This is a genomic window from Citrobacter sp. SX206 (genome assembly GCF_024181025.1).
GTDB classification, from domain to species: domain Bacteria; phylum Pseudomonadota; class Gammaproteobacteria; order Enterobacterales; family Enterobacteriaceae; genus Citrobacter; species Citrobacter youngae.
Genome location: NZ_CP049738.1, coordinates 3,085,397 through 3,104,629, shown reverse-complemented (window position 1 = coordinate 3,104,629; position 19,233 = coordinate 3,085,397). Strand labels below are relative to the sequence as shown.

Below are 19,233 nucleotides of genomic sequence, written 5' to 3'. Positions count from 1 at the left end.
GTGGGGCTTACGCCCCACGAGATGGATCAGAAATGCATATTGGCGGTGAGCAGGAAGGTTCTTGGCTCGCCCGGATGGTAACGGTATCCACTCTTGTTAATGGAGGATACATAATCGGTGTCGAACAGGTTATAGACGTTCAGCTGGAAATCGAGATTGCGGTTTACGCGATAGCCTAACTTGGCATCCGCAACCCAGTAGCCTTCAGTATAAGAAGGCGTACCCACGGCGCCGTCCGAGCCGCGATGCATACTGCCCACGTAGCGTGCGCCCGCACCAACGGAAATATCATCGGTAGCCTGATACTGGCTCCACAGCGTGAACGCATGTTCCGGCGTATAGGGCAGGGAAGAAGAACCATCCTGAGCAACGTTTTTGCCGCTGTGGATCGTGGCGCGTTGCTGGGTGTATCCCCCAATAACCTGCCATGCGGGGGTAATGTTGCCTGCTACAGAGAGTTCGTAGCCTTCAACGCGTTTCTCCCCGTACTGAGAATATGTTCCGTCGTCGTTCTGCTCTACTTCATTTTCAATATCCGTACGGAAAATCGCGGCGGTTAACAGCAGGCGCTTATCCAGCACCTCCCATTTGGTGCCGATCTCGCTGGTTTTCGCTTTTTGCGGTTTGAAGTCGGTACGGTTTGCGCTGTTACCGGTTCCGCCCTGCGCAAGGGCAAAGTTACTGCCGCCCGGCGGTTGCTGAGAAACGGCATAGTTAATGTAGACATTGCCGTTATCGGTCAGGTGATACAGCGCGCCTGCTTTCCAGTTCACCAGATTGCCTGATTTGGCAGTATCCACGGTCGTAACCGGAGAACCTTTGGCGACGCCTGTCGGACATGCAACTGCACCACGGCCAGAAGCGCCGCAAGCGGTGGCGCTGTCATATTCAGTGCGGTAATTGTCGAGGCGAATACCACCGTTCAGCTCAAACTCACGGGTAATTTGTAACGTATCAAAAGCGTATACGCCAAACGTGTCGGTTTGCCCGTTAGCGTTGGCGCCGTTACGCGATAATCCGCCGATATTCACGTCGCTGTTGGGGTGATAAATATTAACCGGCGGCGGGGTGATCGGGGCTACGCCATAGTTGGTTTGTGTTTCGCGCGTCAGCTCCACACCAGTGCTGATGTCATGACCGATGGACCCGGTGTAAAATTTTGAGGTCAGGTTGGTCTGGTTGGTCAGGATTTTGTTACTGACATCTTTGGTATTTGCCAGGCGTGACCATGTCCAGGTGTCGACGCTGCTGGTGGGTTGCGTAATGTTAGACGCGCCGCCCATTACCGCCGTCATCAAATAATCCTGTTTAATACGTGACCAGCGGGTGGTGTTGCGAATCGTGGTGCTGTCGTTCAGGTCATGTTCAAAACGCATTGTCGCGGTATCGGTCGTCGAATCGTCGTAATCCGAGTTGGTACCGTAGAAGTTATGTGTATCTACTTTTCCTGAATGATTCAGTGCAGACGTCCCCGCGGAAGGCGCGGAGTAACCCGGCAGGCCGATGGTGGGAATGCCTCCATCCGGTGTGTTGTGTTGAGTAACGTGCAGATAGTTCAGATACAGTCGGTTCTCAGTGCCTAAGCCAAAAGCGAGAGAGGGGGCCACGCCGTAACGTTCATTCTTCACGTTGTCGCGACCGGCATCATGTGTTTTTTCGCCCATCAGGTTTAAACGTGCTGCGGCGGTGTCGCCGATAGCCTGATTAATGTCCAGCGTGCCGCGGCGGAACCAGGCGCTGCCGACGCTGGCCGACGCATCGATCCCGGAGTCGGTGCGCGGCTGTTTACTGATCATATTGATGGAACCCGTCGGTGCGCTACGCCCATAATCTGTGCCGGAAGGTCCTTTGATCACTTCGACCTGTTCGGTATTAAAGGTATCGCGCGTGACGCTGCCGATATCACGAACACCGTCGATATAAATACTGTTCGAGGTATCCGCTCCACGCATATAAACCGCATCACCGGTGGTGGAGTTGCCGTTTTCCCCGGCGAAAAACGCGCCAACGCCCGGTACGTTTTTCAGCGCATCGGTCAGATTTGTTGCGCCTTGATCCTTAATCACCTGCTCAGATATCACCGTCATGGTGCGGGTGGTATCCGCCACCGGGCGAGAGAATTTAGGGTCGGCAGACTGTGTTGGGGCGTACAACGAAGGTTTGGCCGCTTCAACGACCAACGTATCTTCTTGTTTTTTATCCTGATCGCCTGCGGCGACAGCCTGGGCTACCGGAGACAGGCCAATGCACAGACCGGCAAAAAAAGTCAGTGAATGAAAACTACTGGACGGCAAGTTGCGATTTTTATCCATGTTAATGAATGACTTATTATTTTTGAGTAGAAGGTTTCACTCAAACGAAGGGACATCTCTGTGGACGTTATACCCTGCAGGCCTCGCCTGAATGAAATGCGTAATTGATAATAATTTTGATAAGCATTATCAATAAGTGTGACGTTTTAGCATTCATTACTTCAAAAATAAATACATTTATTTACATTGAATTCAAAATTCCAACATGGCGGTTACAGTTCATGCAGGGGATTTCAGAAAGAAAGGACAGCAAACTGCATTCAGGGCGAATGCAGTTGAGCTGAGGGAGAGTTACTTATAAATAGTTGCTGTACCGTACATCTGATTTTTACCGCCAGCGGAATTAACCACAAAACCTTTCGCGCCTTGCTCTTTGGCTTTTTCTGCCAGCTTACCTTCGAGGTCATCCAGACTTGATGCTCCGCTCACGGAAATCGTACCGGAGGCTTGTAGTGGACCGTTGGCAGGACTGGCATTGGGCTGGGCAGCAAAAGTCGCAAATGTCATGCCGGTAAGTATGGTAGCGGCAAGGAATGTGAGGCATTTCTTCATGATGATATCCTCTGAGAAACAACAGATCGTGCCTGATAAGTTTAGGTCGTCATTGCAGGGCATTTGCCGCAAAAAATCGACCAACAACAGGCTATTTTTTGAACGATGCAATTCGTATAAAAAATGAAATTTCCCTGCTGTGTATGTTTACCCCGTGGCGTTATGCGGGTATCTTACGCCGCTGTTAAAAGGAGAATGCTATGCCCCCCCAGAAACCGGGATTACATCCACGCAACCGCCACAATGGCCGCTATGATCTTGCGACGTTATGCCAGGTTACCCCCGAGCTGACGCAATTTCTCACCCTCACGCCCGGCGGCGAGCAGAGTGTTGATTTCGCCAACCCGCAGGCAGTTAAGGCGCTCAATAAAGCACTGCTGGCGCATTATTATGCGGTGGCAAACTGGGATATCCCGGAAGGTTTTCTTTGCCCACCGGTTCCGGGTCGTGCGGACTACATTCACCATCTGGCCGACCTGTTGGGTGAAACCACCGGAACCATCCCTGCAAATGCCAGCGTGCTGGATGTTGGGGTAGGGGCGAACTGCATTTATCCACTGATCGGCGTGCATGAATACGGCTGGCGATTTACCGGCAGCGAAACCAGTAGCGAAGCGTTTAGCAGCGCTCAGGCGATCGTCAATGCCAATCCGGGGTTAACCCGCGCTATTCGTCTGCGTCGCCAGAAAGATGCTACGGCAATCTTCAACGGTATCATTCACAAAAATGAGCAGTATGAAGCCACATTGTGTAACCCGCCTTTCCATGATTCTGCGGCTTCAGCCCGCGCCGGAAGCGAACGCAAACGCCGTAATCTGGGCCAGGACAAAGATGATGCGCTGAACTTTGGCGGACAGCAGCAGGAGCTGTGGTGTGAAGGGGGGGAAGTGGCGTTCATCAAGAAAATGATCGCCGAAAGCCAGGCCTTTGGTCGTCAGGTGATGTGGTTCACCACGCTGGTATCACGGGGGGAGAATCTGCCTCCGTTGTACCATGCGTTAACCGATGCTGGCGCGGTGAAAGTGGTTAAAAAAGAGATGGCCCAGGGACAAAAGCAGAGCCGCTTTATTGCCTGGACCTTTATGGATAACGATCAGCGTCGCCGTTTTATGGCGCGTCAACGTTAAAGCGTGGGCTCGGCTGGCGGCAGCGGTTCGCTTGCCGCAGGGGTTGGGCCATGCACCGGTGCAGGCAAGACCTGATACGTCTGTACCGGCGCGCGTACGTTGGCCAGATCGAAGTATTTTTTCACCTGGCTGTCGAGCGCAAAACGTACCGTCCACTGCTTCAGCGGCAGGGTGGTAAACGAAACCCGCAGCGTAAAGGCCGTATTGGTTAACCCCACAATCCCGGCAAACGACGGCTCGCCAATGATAAGCCCACGGATGTCTTCTTTTTCCATCACCGCAGCAACCGCGTCTTTCAACGCCTGATTCGCTTTATCCGCATCCTCATGGCGGTCTACATCGTAATTGGCGACGACCGATCCAATTCCCCGCACAAAGTTGGCGAAGGTCGTTATCGATGACCAGGGAATGATATGGTACGCCCCGGTGTCCTGACGCACGCCCACTGAGCGGATGGACATCCGTTCTACCGTACCGGTGAGTGGACCGATGGTCACCAGATCGCCGGTGTTCATGCCATTTTCGAACTGAATAAAAATCCCGGTAATAATATCTTTTACCAGCGTTTGCGAGCCGAAAGAGATAGCCAGCCCCAGCGCCCCGGCACCAGCCAGTAAAGGGGCGATATTGACGCCAATTTCGGACAGCACAATCATGATAGTGATCGTGCTGATGATCACCGCCAGTGCGTTACGAAACAGCGTCAGCAGGGTGCGAGTACGCGCGCTGGGTAATGGGCGACCATGAATATCGGAAGCCAAACGATTTTCAATCAGGCTGGCGAGGATCGTCCAGCCGATGGCGGAGAAGAATAAAATCAGCGCGATACGGATCAGGATATCCACCGTTTTTTCGCCTGCGCCGTAATGCAGCCAGTTCCAGAAGTCGAACAGCCCCCAGGCGTTGAGTAGCAGCATGACCGCAACGCACACTGTCAGGATCCTGGCCACGCTTAACGCCGTTGACAGCCAGCCATTTAGCCGCTTTTGTAATTCCGGATAGCTGCGCTGCGTGTGCGGCGACAGGGTAATGGTTTTGGCAATCCAGCGGGATAACATGCCGGATACAAAGGCGGCGATCCCGATGATCACCAGGCTGCGCAGCGTGGCGCCCATCATGAATTTCAGGCTGTTGCCTGGATCAAACAGCGAGAAGAAAAACAGCACAATGAAGTAGGCGCTGGCCAGCCAATGCCATATCAGCGCAAAAGCACGGATAAACAGGCTAAAGAAAGCTAAAGAGCGTGCGGCAAGATTCTGTAAGTGCTGGGTAATCTCATTCTTGTTTCTGAAAATCAGGTACAGCGCCCACAGCGTGATGCACAGCATGATGATGACGTTTGCCATCGCGCCGACCTGCACATTAACCTGATTCGAAATAATGGGTACGGCAACGATAAGCCCGTAGCCAATCAGGCTGCTCAATGAACTCAAACGGCGATTCCAGTAGCGTGCGCCAGCATCCTGAATGTTAAACGGGCGCAGCTCGGCCACTGCCGGGCAAAATATCAGGCGCAAAATGGCCTTGAAGAATTCAATCAGGGCGAAGGCATTGAGAAACAGGCTTTGCTGAAAGGCGATGGTGCGACTGCCGGCGTTCATTTTGTCGCTCAGTATCTGCCCGACAAACAAGGTGAGCGCCAGTAGAAGCAAATCGATAACGAATGCGCCAACGATCATCGCCGGAAGCTGGAGCCAGTTACTGCGCTCACGGTTTTTGCGTCGTGCCCATTGTCCCATTTTGCGATACAGCGGCAGCGCGCACAGGCGAACCAGCCAGAAAAAACCGAACACTGACACCGCCAGCATTAAAAAATGCGTCAGGGCATTGGTGAATGTTTGCGGGTTAAAGATCTTATGCGGGGCATCGGTAATATTGCGATAAAGCTGGGCAAAGCGGCTGGAGAGGGCTTCACCGTAGTGGCGGGTGACATCCGTGACGTTTTCCAGTACCGTTTTTTCTTCCGTTAACGTGGGCGGGACAATGGTCGGCACCGGCTCGGCAGGAGGGGCAGTGGCCACTTTGCGTAACTGGCCGATCAGCTCCTGACGCGAGGCGTCATTTTCCAGCACATCGGCCAGGGCGCCGTAAGCCGCCTTTTTCTGTTCAATATCCGGCTCTTTCGCCGGTGTGGTTTGCGCGTTGGTTGACGTTGGCGTGGTGACGCCAGGGATCGTCACCGCCTGGGTCGGAAGACTCAACAGACAAACAATGATGAACAGGATCCCGCGCATCACTCCTCCCATGAGAAAATAAATTCAAAAGGATAAGTATAGATGTCAGGGCGGGAGAGAATTGAAATGAGAGGATTCTGGTGAAAAACCTCCCTTCGGGCGAAGGGAGGCAGGGCTATCAGGAAACGTGCTGCAAGAATTCCTGTAAGCGTTGGCTGGGCGGATTTTCAATCAGGGCCTGCGGATTGCCGTCCTCGGCAATACGTCCCTTATCGATGAAAATCAGGCGTGAAGCCACTTTTTCGGCAAAACCGATTTCATGGGTCACAATCACCATGGTCATTCCTTCTTCCGCCAGATCCTGCATAACTTTCAGAACTTCGTGGCGCAGTTCTGGATCCAGCGCTGAGGTTGGCTCATCAAACAGCATCATTTTCGGCTTCACCGCCAGCGCACGGGCGATAGCCACACGCTGTTGTTGACCGCCGGACAGCTCAGAAGGGTAGTGATGGGCGCGCTCGGCCAGACCCACTTTCGCCAGCAGTTCTTTCGCCAGTTTCTCGGCCTGTTCTTTATTTGCCCCGCGTACGCGCTGCGGCCCAAACATGACGTTTTCCAGCGCCGTCAGATGCGGGAACAGGTAGAACTGCTGAAACACCATCCCGGCTTCCTGGCGGATTAACCGCTCGTCTACCTTCGGATCGTTCACTTTCAGGCCGTCAACAATCAGGTCACCGGAGGTAATTTCTTCCAGCTTGTTAATGCAGCGCAGCAGGGTAGATTTACCGGAGCCAGATGGCCCGATAATCACCACGACTTCACCTTGTTTAATATTCAGATCGATGTTGTGTAGCACCTGGGTTGGACCAAAGTGCTTAGAAACGTTTTTAAATTCAATCACAGGATTTTCATCCTTCTTTCCAGACGACGCAGAATGAAGCTCAGCACCAGCGTAATGATCAGATAGAACACTGCAACGGCGCTCCAGATTTCCAGGGCGCGGAAGTTACCAGCAATGATTTCCTGACCCTGACGCGTCAGTTCAGCGACGCCAATGACGATAAACAGCGAGGTATCTTTGATGCTGATGATCCACTGGTTGCCCAGCGGTGGCAGCATACGACGCAGCGCGAGAGGTAAAATTACGTGGCGGATGGTCTCCGTGCGTGAAAGTCCAAGCGCCAGGCCAGCCTCGCTGAATCCTTTGTGGATTGAGAGTACCGCGCCACGCGTGATTTCCGCGATATAGGCACCGGAGTTAATCATGATGGTGACAACAGCGGCGCTGAAGGGGTCAATACGCAAATCGTTAAACGCCATTGGCAGGGCGAAGTAGATAAACATCACCTGTACAACGATTGGCGTACCGCGGATGACTTCGATAAACACCAGCGCTACGTGGTTGGCTATCCAACCGCCGAAAGTACGCGCAAAACCTGCTGCAAGCCCGATAATCAGACCGCCAGCCAGACCGAGGATTGAAATCCACAGGGTCATTTTGGCGCCTTCTATCAAAAGCGGGATGGCGGGCCAGATGGCACTCCAGTCAAACTGCATATGTCGTTCCTGTTACCGTGGTGAAAAGAGTCAATTGCCCGTTTTACCGGATGTACTTATCCGGCCTACAGGTCTCAAAAATGCTGGCGTAGACCCGGCAAGCATCACGCTACCGGGCCTGTGCTGTAGATTATTATTTAGGTTCAGTACCGAACCATTTTTTGTAGATTTCGTTGTAAGTACCGTTCTCTTTCAGCGTTTTCAGCGCGCCGTTCACTTTCTCACGCAGTTCATCGCTGCCTTTCGGGAAGGCGATACCGTACTGCTGGGCTTCCAGGGAATCACCTACAGCTTTGAACTGACCGTTGCCCGCAGTCTTGATGAAATACAGAATGTTTGGTGTATCGTGCAGTACGGCGTCTGCGCGGTTGGTACCCAGTTCCATATACGCGTTATCGATGTTCGGGAACTGACGCAGGTCTTTAGTTTTGATGTTCGCTTTTGCGTAATCAACGGAACCGGTGCCGCCCTTCACTGCGACGACTTTACCGTCCAGATCTTTTACGCTTTTCACATCGTTATTGTTCGCTTTGACCATCACTAACAGGCCGCTTTTGTAGTAGCCGTCAGAGAAGTCGATGGCTTTTTTACGCTCTTCGGTAATAGTGATACCTGCCAGCGCCAAATCGACGTTTTTGGTTTGCAGAGCCGGGATGATGCCGCTGAAATCCATTGGTTTCAGTTCATAATCCAGCTTTAGTTCTTTGGCAACGGCAGCCCACAGATCCACATCAAAACCAACGTATTTGTCACCCTGTTTGAATTCAAAGGGAACAAAGGCGGTGTCGGTTGCGACAACCAGTTTCTTATCTGCGGCATGGGAGGACACCGCAAAAGCCAGGGTAAGTGCAGCCAGTGAAACTTTTAATACAGACTTCATAGGATTTCCTTTTATATCCACGGGGCGATCCCCTGCGAGAACATATGGCTTAATGAAAGAATCGTGCCAATTTTGCAACTCATTGTTTTAACAAGAGGACGTCTCATTTTGTTGCACAATAAGTAGGGCAAAGCGGGCTGTTTGCACCGTTTCAGGGCACTAATTTGGTGCATGACGGGCGCGGTGCAAACGGTATGACTATTTAGCGTAAAAATTGTTGATAAAACAATCTTTCGTTAACGATTGTGTGAGGTGATTATTACAAATAATTTACTTTGGAGTGACGAATGATCAATGTTGTGCACCATAGAAGTGCAAAACCCCCGCAAATGCGAGGGTAATATAGGTATTTCTTATATGTCTGTTATTCGATGTTCGCTTCGATAAACCACAAGAATTTGTCGAGGTCACGGGAGGCCGCAGTGAAGATATCTGCTGTATCCTCATCTTTTGCTTCACTTATCGCTTTACGTACGCTGTTAGCAACCACGGCATAACGTTCGGCCAGCTCTTTTAAGTGGTCCTGTACGTTATGGATATCCAGCGGGTAGCTTTTCAGTGGCGTTTTGCTGTTAATAACCTGCGTTGTCCCCAGTGCCACACCGCCTAACTGTACGGCACGCTCAGCCATGGTATCGAGGTGATCGGTCAGTGCTGTCCGGAAACCATCCAGCATTTCATGTACGGCAATGAAGTTTGCGCCGCGCATATTCCAGTGTGCCTGTTTGGTGATCAATGACAGGTCGATGAATTGGATCACCTGCTGATTCAGCAGTTCAACGGTCGCTTTTTTATCGCTGTCGGTTACATCGTTACGGGTATAAAGGAGGGCTGATGCTTTTGTTTTTACCAGTTTTGCAGTACTCATAATCTCATATCCTCTTGATGTTTACGTCCCAAATCTTCAACGAGGATAAGTATAGCGCTAATTTCAGTTTTATTTTTCTGGTGTTGCCTATTGCTTTAATAGCGAGGCGAATGAAAATATAAAATATCTATATAAATCAATGTAATAAATTATTTTAGCACAGCGTATTGTTATTATTGTGTTAATGCTATGCCTCAGCATAAATAGCGTGCTTCAACAGGGAGGTAGAGGGCGATAATAATAGTGGGGATAGATAACAAGATATTCTGCATGATTATGCAAACCATGCAGAATATTGGCAGGTTAATTCACGTCAATTTGCTTAATTTGCGGGTCCTTACGGATGGTGAGCGTAGAGCCCATGGACGCAGCAATAATCGCTCCCAGAGCCAGCGTCTGGATAAACGTCAGCGTTTCCCCGAGGAAAATCATTCCAGACACTGCAGCCAGTGCAGGCTCCATGCTCATCAGTGTCCCAAAGGTACGTGTAGGCAGTCGCGTTAATGCGATCATTTCCAGCGAATAGGGGAGCGCAGTAGAGAGGACTGCTACCGCTAAGCCCAACGGGAGAATAGACCAGTGCCACAGCGCATCGCCTGCCTGAATGACGCCAATCGGCACGAAAACCAGCGCTGCGATTAATGAGCCAACTGCGACCGTTGCCGGGCCATGCTCTTCGCCTGCGCGTTGCCCGGTAAGAATATAGATAGCCCAACAGGCGCCAGCACCTAATGCCAGCGCGGCACCGGTTAAATCAACGTGAGAAACATCCTGACCTAACGGTAGCAGGAACCACAGTCCGAGCACGGCCAGCGCAACCCAGATAAAATCCACCGGGCGGCGGGAGGAAAACAACGCCACCGCGAGCGGCCCGGTAAATTCCAGCGCTACGGCAATACCCAGCGGTACAGTCTGAATTGACAGGTAAAAGAGATAGTTCATCCCACCCAGAGACAAACCATAAAACAGCAGGGGAAGACGTTGCTCTTTGGCAAAACGTAAACGCCAGGGTTTAAAGAATGCGATAAGGATGAGCGTTCCCAGTGCGAGGCGCAGGGCGGTAACGCCTGGCGCACCGACGAGAGGGAACAGCGATTTCGCCAGCGATGCGCCGCTTTGAATCGAGGACATAGCTATCAGCAAAACCAAAATAGGCAACCAGACTGGCGCTTTACGTGACGACCCCGGCATCCTTTCTCCTGTCAAATGATGGTTACACACCTTGCCCCGCGGGACGCCGCAGATTTGCTGCGATGCGCGTGAGTATGTGTATAGAAAAGTAAAACAGCGAGTGTAATGGAAATACGCTCGGCTGGTTGAGTATTCGTTGAAAAAAAAATTACTGAGATCCGTACAATGGCATGAAAACGATGGATTAATAATCTGCGCGATTAGGAATCATCTGGATGAATGTGCCGTGTTGTGCGCGCAATAATGGCATAAATCATTAGAAAAGTGATGTTAATTGAAAGAGATAGCGGGTTTATGAAACGTTCTGTTACATGAAAAGCTTCGTTAGACATCGCGAATCGCAAAGAGTTTCCCATCAGTTTTTGGTATATTTAAAACTTAAGATTTACTTGAAGCACATTTGAGGTGGTTATGAAAAAAATTGCATGTCTTTCAGCACTGGCCGCTGTTCTGGCTTTCTCCGCAGGTACCGCTGTAGCTGCTACTTCTACCGTTACTGGTGGTTACGCTCAGAGCGATGCTCAGGGCGCAGCGAACAAAATGAACGGTTTCAACCTGAAGTATCGTTACGAGCAGGACAACAGCCCGCTGGGCGTGATCGGTTCCTTCACTTACACTGAAAAAGATCGTACCGACTCGTTTGGCGATTACAACAAAACCCAATACTACGGCATCACTGCAGGTCCGGCTTACCGTCTGAATGACTGGGCAAGCGTCTATGGTGTTGTAGGTGTTGGCTACGGTAAATTCCAGGATGCAGCAACGCCTGCTGACAAACACGACACCAGCGACTACGGTTTCTCTTACGGTGCCGGTGTGCAGTTCAACCCGATCGAAAACGTTGCTCTGGACTTCTCTTACGAGCAGAGCCGTATTCGTAGCGTTGACGTAGGTACCTGGATCGCGGGTGTTGGTTACCGCTTCTAATCACTTCGGTGATATAAAAAATCCGCCTCCAGGGGCGGATTTTTTTTGCCTGCAATTATGAGCTGTTAACGAGATTTGGTCTCGAAGATATCAGTGCCCAAATGGTTGTAGTCCACCTTCTGCAATTTAAAGTTGGTGATATACACTGGCCCGGCTTTTTTCTCAGAGATAAAGCGGTAGCTGTTGATAATTTCCTTCGCGCTGATCCCCGTCCACTGTGAGAAAAAACTCAGGAAATCATTGGCGGATCGACGGGCCTTAATCACCCGATGCGCTTTATCATCGCTGGACAGTACCATAAAGGGCACCTGGAAGTTCTGTTGGAACTGGTCGTCATGCGCCAGGTACTGCACCTCTTTTCCGCGCTCTTTAAAGGCGAGGCCATGATCGGAGAAATAGACCATCGAGAAGCTACTGCCGCTGTTACGCAACTGCTCGTAAAGCTGGCGCAGCAGGTCATCCGTCTGCGTCATGGTGTACAGGTAACAGGAGGTCTCCTTGGACTGGACGAAAGTCTCATATTTTCCTTGTGTACGGTCGCAGGCCTGCGGGTGGGAACCCATTAAATGCAGCACAATCAGTTGCGGCTGGGTGCGTTCGGTGGCCAGCACCTGGGCGGTCATTTTCAACAGCGCTTCGTCACGGGTGTTTTTGTCCGCTTCGAAATCACCGTTTTTCAGGAACTGAACTTCATCTGCTCGCTTCGCAATGCTGGCGATTGCCGTATCGTATTCACCGATCTGCCCCTGATTGGAAAACCACCACGTCTGGAACCCAGCGCGGTTGGCCAGCGTGACAAAGTTATCCTGGAACTGAGGCTTATTATCGACGACCCGATTTAGCGTTAAGCCGAGCGATTTTTGCGTAGAACCACTGGCGGCAATGTAATCAGCAAAAATGTAGCCATTAACGGTGCTGGAAAACGGCGTGTTATCCCAGTGACCGCCAAACGCGCCTAACGCATCACGACGGGCGCTTTCACCGATCACCACAACATAGGTGTGATACTTCGGCTTCACGGCGGTGACTGTCCAGCTGTCTTTGACGCTCGACAGCTTCGCCATACGCTCTTGCTCATCAAGCACTTCGTTGTTATTGACGATAACGTCCTTGGCAAAGCGGAAAACCGGGTAACCGGTATCTTTTAACTTGAAAACGCCGCCCCATGCCAGGTTTTGTACCGGAGTAACAAAGAATGCAACGATGCTGAACAGCAAGCACAGGCTGTCGTACTTGTTCCAGCGACGTTTCTGCTCGTCTTTTTTACGCCGTACGGCGATAACGCCGAGCGCAAAAATAAACACGCCAACCAGGTAGTTGTACCAGGGGAAGATGGTCAGGATTTCGGTCGACTCTTCCATGTTGGTCGAGTGCAGCGCTAACAACGTATTAAAGTTTGGCGAGCCGTAAGCCTGGCCAAACGGAAAATACATTGCCGCAATCAACGAACAGACGCCAATCAGTGCTTTTTGCGCGCGCGGCGCAGTACGCCACAACAGCATCAATACACAGGTAAAGGCAACGCTATAAAGAAGGCTTAGTGGGTAGCCCAGCGCGAGGTTGATCAGCAAAGACTGTAAAAAGTAAAAGCCAGTCCACGGACTAATCGCCCGGCTGCGAGCAATGATTGAATCTTTGAGGGTTAAATTCATATGCCACTGTTACAAAAACGCCATGTGCTACCCCTGGCGCAAAGGGTCATGCCTGCCTGAGAGAGCGAGAAGAGGGAATGGGTCCGCATCCGCGAGCCGCAATATATGCAGGGCTGCGAAAAGATAGAGTGTGTGCAAGAGAAGGTCAACTACTACAAAGAAATTGTTTTGAGAGGGCAACTGCAAAACAGACAAAAAGAAGGGTTATTCGGACGAAACCTATCACCGTAATCAGGTTACGGCAAAGAAATGAAGCGGCGTACCGCGACGCCGCATTATTTTGCTGAGGATTTATCCTGCTCTGGTTTGCCGTTAATCATGTCACACAGCATAGAGATCAGCATCAACCGTACTTTAAAGGGAGAGTGGCTAAACACGCGTATACACCTCTTAAATTCATTCATATAAACCTCCTGACTTCACGATCCCATCAGTCCTTGAGGGATGTCTTTATTATATACAGATATAGCACAGGCTATATTATATAGCTATTGCTAAAACGTTAATTTTTTGTGCCCACGCAACTCTGGTTTACAATGAGCGTTCTCTAATCAGATGCCGTTAACGCGTCACAGTAACGAGGAAGCAGAATGAGTCGTCGCGCAGGTATGCCAACAACAAAAAAAGTGACGCAATTGGTGAATGTCGAAGAACACGTTGAAGGATTTCGTCAGGTCCGGGAGGCGCATCGCCGTGAGCTGATTGATGACTACGTAGAGCTGATTTCCGATCTCATTATCGAGGTGGGTGAAGCACGCCAGGTAGATATGGCCGCGCGGCTTGGGGTTTCCCAGCCGACGGTTGCCAAAATGCTTAAGCGCCTTGCCTCCGTTGGGTTGATTGAAATGATCCCCTGGCGGGGCGTGTTTTTAACCGCAGAAGGTGAGCGATTAGCTCAGGAGAGTCGGGAGCGTCATCAGATTGTGGAGAATTTCCTGTTGATGTTAGGTATCAGCCCGGAAATTGCCCGTCGCGATGCGGAAGGAATGGAGCATCACGTCAGTAAGGAAACACTGGAGGCTTTTAGCCGGTTTACGCAACAGCAAGGAACGGGCTCTGAATGAGTTTCCCTTTATTACGAGCCTTGCAGCGCGATCGCTTTTTCCAGCTGTTAATCATTGTTGGGGTTGCACTGAGCCTGTTCACGCCATTTGCGCCCCGCTTATGGCCGGGGGCCATTGACTGGCACACGATTATTACGCTTAGCGGCCTGATGTTACTGACCAAAGGCGTGGAGCTCAGCGGCTATTTTGATGTGTTAGGGCGCAAGATGACCCGCCGCTTCAACACAGAACGCCAACTGGCGATATTTATGGTGCTGGCGGCGGCGCTGCTGTCGACGTTTCTGACCAATGATGTGGCGCTGTTTATTGTTGTTCCGCTGACGATCACCCTGAAAAAATTGTGCGCTATTCCGGTGAATCGCCTGATTATCTTTGAAGCGCTGGCGGTTAACGCCGGATCGTTGCTCACGCCAATAGGTAACCCGCAAAACATTCTGATGTGGGGGCGTTCTGGCTTGTCATTTGCCGCGTTTACCTCGCAAATGGCGCCGCTTGCCGGGACCATGATGCTGACGCTGGTGGTGCTGTGCTGGTTCAGTTTCCCGAATAAAGCATTGCATTATCACACCGGTACGTCCGCACCTGACTGGCAACCGCGTCTGGTGTGGAGCTGTCTGGCGTTGTATATCATCTTCCTGGCGGCACTGGAGTTAAAACAAGAGTTGTGGGGCCTGGCGATCGTCGCCGCGGGGTTCATGGTGCTGGCTCGCCGTGTGATCCTCAGCGTTGACTGGACGTTGCTGTTAGTGTTTATGGCGATGTTTATTGATGTGCATTTGCTGACGCAGTTGCCGGTGTTACACGGAATAACCAGTCAGATTGGCACGCTTTCAGCACCGGGGCTGTGGTTGACGGCAATCGGCTTGTCGCAGTTTATCAGTAACGTTCCCAGCACGATTTTGTTGCTCAACTATGTTCCGCCGACGCTATTGTTGGCCTGGGCAGTTAATATCGGAGGGTTTGGCCTGTTGCCGGGGTCGCTGGCGAATCTGATTGCTTTACGCATGGCAAATGACCGACGCATCTGGTGGCGTTTTCATCTGTATTCGGTGCCGATGCTGATATGGGCGGCGTTGGTGGGATATGGCTTGCTGTTGATGATGTAATTGATGTGGTGTGCCGGATGGCGGCTGGCGCCTAATCCGGCCTACAGTGCTGGTAGGCCCGATAAGCGTAGCGCCATCGGGCATGTATAGCCGATTAGTTCAGACGAACCGGCATACCAGAACGGTTCTGTACCGCCTGCTCAACGACGGCCTGATCAACGTCAGACTGACCGGTGATGCTGGTAATGCTCTTATTCAGCGTAATTGGTACGATTTCCCCGCCTTCAAACTGTGCTTCAGTCGTAGACAGCGGGTTATGTACCTCGATGTAACGGCTGCCGTCTGGTTCGGTAGTGGCTTTTACCGGCTCATCGATAAACTGGACGCGAGTACCGACCGGCACATTTTCAAACAGGAACTTGATGTCATCGTTACGCAGACGCACGCAGCCGTGGCTGACGCGTAAGCCGACGCCGAAGTTAGCATTGGTGCCGTGGATGGCGTACAGGCGACCGATATACAGCGCGTACAGACCCATCGGGTTATCCGGACCTGCCGGAACAACTGCTGGCAGCGGTTCGCCCGCAGCGCGGTATTCCGCATGCATTTTCGCGGTTGGCGTCCAGGTTGGACCCGCTTTCTTACGTTCAACTTTGGTGGTCCAGTTGATAGGGGTGTCTTTACCTAACTGGCCGATACCGATAGGCAGAACGATGACGGTGTTAGTACCTTTCGGGTAGTAGTACAGACGCATTTCGGCGCTGTTAATCACAATACCTTCATGCACGGTATCCGGCAGGATCAGCTGCTGAGGAATGTTCAGCACGGTGCCGCCTTTCGGCAGGAAGGTATCCACGCCCGGGTTAGCTTCCAGCATGTTAGACAGACCCATCTGATACTCCGCCGCAAAATATTCCAGCGGTTGGGTGTTGCCTTCAGGAATCGTGATGACCTGGTTCTGGCCAATCAAACGGCTGCCATCGGTAGGCAGCGGGTACGTGACGGCAGAAGCGGTGTTACAAAAACCAACTATTGCGAGTGCCGCCGCGAAAAGCGTTGTTAATTTCATATTCATGTTCATGTATGCGAGATTCAGTGCCAGGCAGGCTAGTGGGTTGAGATTTATGTAGTGTTGGGCAGGCATTATATGTGCATTCTGAGCAACAAGGAATTCGGATGTGTACTAAATCACATTTTTTTCCTTTTGCTTTCACTTTATCTGTGCTGCATGAACGGCGCGATCTTATTGCAGAGTTATGGCATAATAAGCGGTTTGTCACATATTTCTTTCTCTTTCAGGATACGCCAGTGTTAGTTTCCAGCAACGTCACTATGCAGTTCGGCAGTAAGCCGCTGTTTGAAAATATTTCCGTCAAATTTGGCGGCGGCAATCGTTACGGCCTGATTGGCGCGAACGGTAGCGGTAAATCCACCTTTATGAAAATTCTCGGCGGCGACCTCGAACCGACGCTGGGCAACGTTTCTCTCGATCCGAATGAGCGCATCGGTAAGCTGCGTCAGGATCAATTCGCCTTTGAAGAGTTCACTGTTCTCGACACAGTAATTATGGGGCACGCTGAACTGTGGGAAGTGAAGCAGGAGCGCGACCGTATCTACGCTCTGGCCGAGATGAGCGAAGAAGACGGCTATAAAGTGGCTGACCTTGAAGTTCAGTACGGCGAAATGGACGGCTACTCTGCGGAAGCGCGTGCGGGTGAACTGCTGCTGGGCGTCGGTATTCCGGTAGAGCAGCATTACGGCCCGATGAGCGAAGTCGCGCCCGGCTGGAAACTGCGTGTGCTTCTGGCACAGGCGCTGTTCTCTAACCCGGACATTCTGCTGCTCGACGAACCAACCAACAACCTGGATATCGACACCATTCGCTGGCTGGAGCAGACACTCAACGAGCGTGACAGCACCATGATCATCATTTCGCACGACCGTCACTTCCTGAACATGGTCTGTACGCACATGGCGGATCTGGACTACGGCGAACTGCGTGTTTATCCAGGTAACTACGACGAATACATGACGGCGGCAACTCAGGCGCGTGAACGTCTGCTGGCCGATAACGCCAAGAAGAAAGCGCAGATTGCCGATCTGCAATCCTTCGTCAGCCGCTTTAGCGCCAACGCGTCTAAATCTCGTCAGGCGACCTCTCGTGCGCGCCAGATTGATAAGATCAAGCTCGACGAAGTGAAAGCGTCCAGCCGTCAGAACCCGTTCATCCGCTTCGAACAGGATAAGAAACTGTTCCGTAACGCGCTGGAAGTGGAAGCGCTGGCGAAAGGTTTTGATGAAGGTCCGCTGTTTAAAAACTTCAACCTGCTGCTGGAAGTAGGGGAGAAGGTTGCCATCATTGGTGCCAACGGCGTGGGTAAATCCACCATGCTGAAAACACTGGTTGGCGATGTGCAGCCGGACAACGGTACCGTGAAGTGGTCTGAAAACGCCCAGGTGGGTTACTACGCGCAGGATCATGAATACGAGTTTGAAAACGATCTGACCGTTTTCGAATGGATGAGCCAGTGGAAACAAGAAGGCGACGATGAGCAGGTTGTGCGCAGCTTCCTCGGTCGTCTGCTGTTCAGCCAGGACGATATCAAGAAGCCTGCAAAAGTGCTCTCCGGTGGTGAAAAAGGACGCATGCTGTTCGGTAAGCTGATGATGCAGAAACCGAATATTCTGGTGATGGATGAACCAACCAACCACCTGGATATGGAATCTATCGAGTCGCTGAACATGGCGCTGGAAATGTACCAGGGCACGCTGATCTTTGTTTCTCACGACCGTGAGTTCGTCAGTTCGCTGGCAACCCGCGTGATTGAAATTACGCCGGAACGCGTGATCGACTTCACCGGCAACTACGAAGATTACCTGCGTAGTAAAGGCGTCGAATAAGTCTCTCTCCCCGCACTTTTCTGAAAAAAAGTTCTACTGATTAATCTTAGCCACAATTGTGGCTAAGATACTTTCCATAACGACCTACGCAAGGAAAGAAAATGAGTCAGATGGAACCACTCTCTTTAGCCAATCTTAAATTAAACTTACTAAATTTAAACAACAGCAACGAGCATCCTTTCATTTTACGTGAAGATGGTGATGATATTGTTGCATCCTGGAATATCGAAGATGCTGAGTGGATAGATTATTTCAGTCAATACGGATTGCAAAAACAATATGAGTTAAGACTGTTTTTCAATGAAAGCAAAAAGCAAATTACTTATCGTGAAAAAACGACCGATGTGGAGTGGGATGCAGATTTGGGTGGGTTCAGATTAAGCAAATCTGTCCAGATCGGGAAACGCCTTGAGTTTTCTGCTGGGGGATCCTGGGGTAAAAAAGAAGATGGTAGCTTCGGTAAAATTGATGGCTATAAATTTGTATCAACGGAAATTACCGATCCTATTTTTGATATTGTTCGTGATGCGGGATGGCAGGTTCGTGGTCTGTTAGCAGACAAGAAGAAAAGGAAATTTGTTATTGCGGGAGCGGTGATTGCCGCACTGATTATTTTTATCGGCCTTGGCACTTTCCTTTTTTCCACGATGGGTGATTTGAAGGATGCTGCGCGAACAGAGATAGATTTGCTCCGTGATGGAAAATATATTCAGGCTTATCAGGCAAGCTCTTCTTCTTTGCAAAGAAAAATGAACAGCGAGGATTTTAAGCTTGTAACCGAGTCTGTTCATTTTGATGATATTAGTGAATACAGTTTCGATAGTTTCAATGTAGTAAATGATGTTGGTTCTTTGTCTGGAAGCGTAGAGTTTAAAAACGGAGAGTCTGGCGAGATTAACGTTACTATGCTCAAAGAAAAGGATAAATGGAAACTGGCAGCAATTTCAGTAGAATAAAAAACACCCGGTTTTTATCATATAAT

At 50.9% G+C, this 19,233-nt stretch carries 17 protein-coding genes; 6 read left to right on the top strand and 11 right to left on the bottom strand.

Going from position 1 to position 19,233, the window contains the following annotated elements; translation table 11 throughout:
* Nucleotides 1-26: 26 nt before the first annotated feature.
* Together G8S19_RS15180 and mcbA are read right to left on the bottom strand one after the other, a co-directional pair.
* On the bottom strand, nt 27-2,312 hold the full coding sequence (locus G8S19_RS15180) for a catecholate siderophore receptor Fiu (protein ID WP_040230432.1): 2,286 nt from the start codon (nt 2,310-2,312) through the stop codon (nt 27-29).
* Nucleotides 2,313-2,603: 291 nt separating this feature from the next.
* Entirely contained in the window at nt 2,604-2,864 is a 261-nt protein-coding gene (mcbA, locus tag G8S19_RS15175) for a DUF1471 family periplasmic protein McbA (protein ID WP_048212195.1), read from the bottom strand.
* 200 nt (nt 2,865-3,064) lie between these two features.
* On the opposite strand from mcbA, the gene rlmF reads away from it, so the two are divergent.
* The gene (rlmF, locus tag G8S19_RS15170; protein WP_253685478.1) at nt 3,065-3,991 is read left to right on the top strand and encodes a 23S rRNA (adenine(1618)-N(6))-methyltransferase RlmF; all 927 of its coding nucleotides are present in this window, start codon (nt 3,065-3,067) and stop codon (nt 3,989-3,991) included.
* On the opposite strand, the gene ybiO is transcribed toward rlmF, so the two are convergent.
* The 6 genes from ybiO to rhtA form a co-directional block, all read right to left on the bottom strand.
* A complete protein-coding gene (gene ybiO / locus G8S19_RS15165; protein ID WP_121584401.1) occupies nt 3,988-6,225 on the bottom strand; it encodes a mechanosensitive channel protein in 2,238 nt (745 codons plus the stop codon). The genes rlmF and ybiO overlap by 4 nt on opposite strands.
* 118 nt (nt 6,226-6,343) lie before the next feature.
* A complete protein-coding gene (glnQ, locus tag G8S19_RS15160) occupies nt 6,344-7,066 on the bottom strand; it encodes a glutamine ABC transporter ATP-binding protein GlnQ (RefSeq protein ID WP_042309588.1) in 723 nt (240 codons plus the stop codon).
* Nucleotides 7,063-7,722 (bottom strand): glutamine ABC transporter permease GlnP, encoded by a 660-nt coding sequence (gene glnP, locus G8S19_RS15155; protein WP_005123684.1) that lies wholly within the window; start codon nt 7,720-7,722, stop codon nt 7,063-7,065. The genes glnQ and glnP overlap by 4 nt, the downstream gene beginning before the upstream one ends.
* 133 nt (nt 7,723-7,855) lie before the next feature.
* Nucleotides 7,856-8,602, bottom strand: coding sequence for a glutamine ABC transporter substrate-binding protein GlnH (glnH, locus tag G8S19_RS15150; RefSeq protein WP_048212192.1), 747 nt, complete (start codon nt 8,600-8,602; stop codon nt 7,856-7,858).
* Between the two features lie 364 nt (nt 8,603-8,966).
* Nucleotides 8,967-9,470: a DNA starvation/stationary phase protection protein Dps gene (gene dps / locus G8S19_RS15145; RefSeq protein ID WP_005123679.1), complete on the bottom strand. Its 504-nt coding sequence runs from the start codon at nt 9,468-9,470 to the stop codon at nt 8,967-8,969.
* 303 nt (nt 9,471-9,773) lie between these two features.
* Nucleotides 9,774-10,661, bottom strand: a complete 888-nt coding sequence (rhtA, locus tag G8S19_RS15140) for a threonine/homoserine exporter RhtA (RefSeq protein WP_048212191.1) — start codon at nt 10,659-10,661, stop codon at nt 9,774-9,776.
* Nucleotides 10,662-11,072: 411 nt separating this feature from the next.
* Here rhtA and ompX point away from each other — a divergent pair, with 411 nt between their 5' ends.
* Nucleotides 11,073-11,588: an outer membrane protein OmpX gene (gene ompX / locus G8S19_RS15135; RefSeq protein ID WP_048212190.1), complete on the top strand. Its 516-nt coding sequence runs from the start codon at nt 11,073-11,075 to the stop codon at nt 11,586-11,588.
* A 65-nt stretch (nt 11,589-11,653) separates the two neighbouring features.
* On the opposite strand, the gene G8S19_RS15130 is transcribed toward ompX, so the two are convergent.
* Both G8S19_RS15130 and mntS read right to left on the bottom strand, forming a co-directional pair.
* Complete coding sequence (locus tag G8S19_RS15130; RefSeq protein ID WP_061067588.1) at nt 11,654-13,240, bottom strand: phosphoethanolamine transferase; 1,587 nt, start codon at nt 13,238-13,240, stop codon at nt 11,654-11,656.
* A 275-nt stretch (nt 13,241-13,515) separates the two neighbouring features.
* Nucleotides 13,516-13,644, bottom strand: a complete 129-nt coding sequence (gene mntS, locus G8S19_RS15125) for a manganase accumulation protein MntS (RefSeq protein WP_061067589.1) — start codon at nt 13,642-13,644, stop codon at nt 13,516-13,518.
* Between the two features lie 186 nt (nt 13,645-13,830).
* Between mntS and mntR the strand changes: the two genes are divergently transcribed.
* On the top strand, nt 13,831-14,304 hold the full coding sequence (gene mntR / locus G8S19_RS15120; protein WP_003831586.1) for a manganese-binding transcriptional regulator MntR: 474 nt from the start codon (nt 13,831-13,833) through the stop codon (nt 14,302-14,304).
* Nucleotides 14,301-15,410, top strand: a complete 1,110-nt coding sequence (locus G8S19_RS15115) for an anion transporter (RefSeq protein WP_253685476.1) — start codon at nt 14,301-14,303, stop codon at nt 15,408-15,410. The genes mntR and G8S19_RS15115 overlap by 4 nt, the downstream gene beginning before the upstream one ends.
* A gap of 94 nt (nt 15,411-15,504) precedes the next feature.
* Here G8S19_RS15115 and ldtB read toward each other — a convergent pair whose 3' ends face one another.
* Entirely contained in the window at nt 15,505-16,425 is a 921-nt protein-coding gene (ldtB, locus tag G8S19_RS15110) for a L,D-transpeptidase (protein ID WP_003035268.1), read from the bottom strand.
* A 233-nt stretch (nt 16,426-16,658) separates the two neighbouring features.
* Here ldtB and G8S19_RS15105 point away from each other — a divergent pair, with 233 nt between their 5' ends.
* Together G8S19_RS15105 and G8S19_RS15100 are read left to right on the top strand one after the other, a co-directional pair.
* Nucleotides 16,659-18,251 (top strand): ABC-F family ATPase, encoded by a 1,593-nt coding sequence (locus G8S19_RS15105; RefSeq protein WP_253685474.1) that lies wholly within the window; start codon nt 16,659-16,661, stop codon nt 18,249-18,251.
* A 101-nt stretch (nt 18,252-18,352) separates the two neighbouring features.
* Nucleotides 18,353-19,207, top strand: coding sequence for a hypothetical protein (locus tag G8S19_RS15100; RefSeq protein WP_061067591.1), 855 nt, complete (start codon nt 18,353-18,355; stop codon nt 19,205-19,207).
* Nucleotides 19,208-19,233 lie beyond the last annotated feature (26 nt).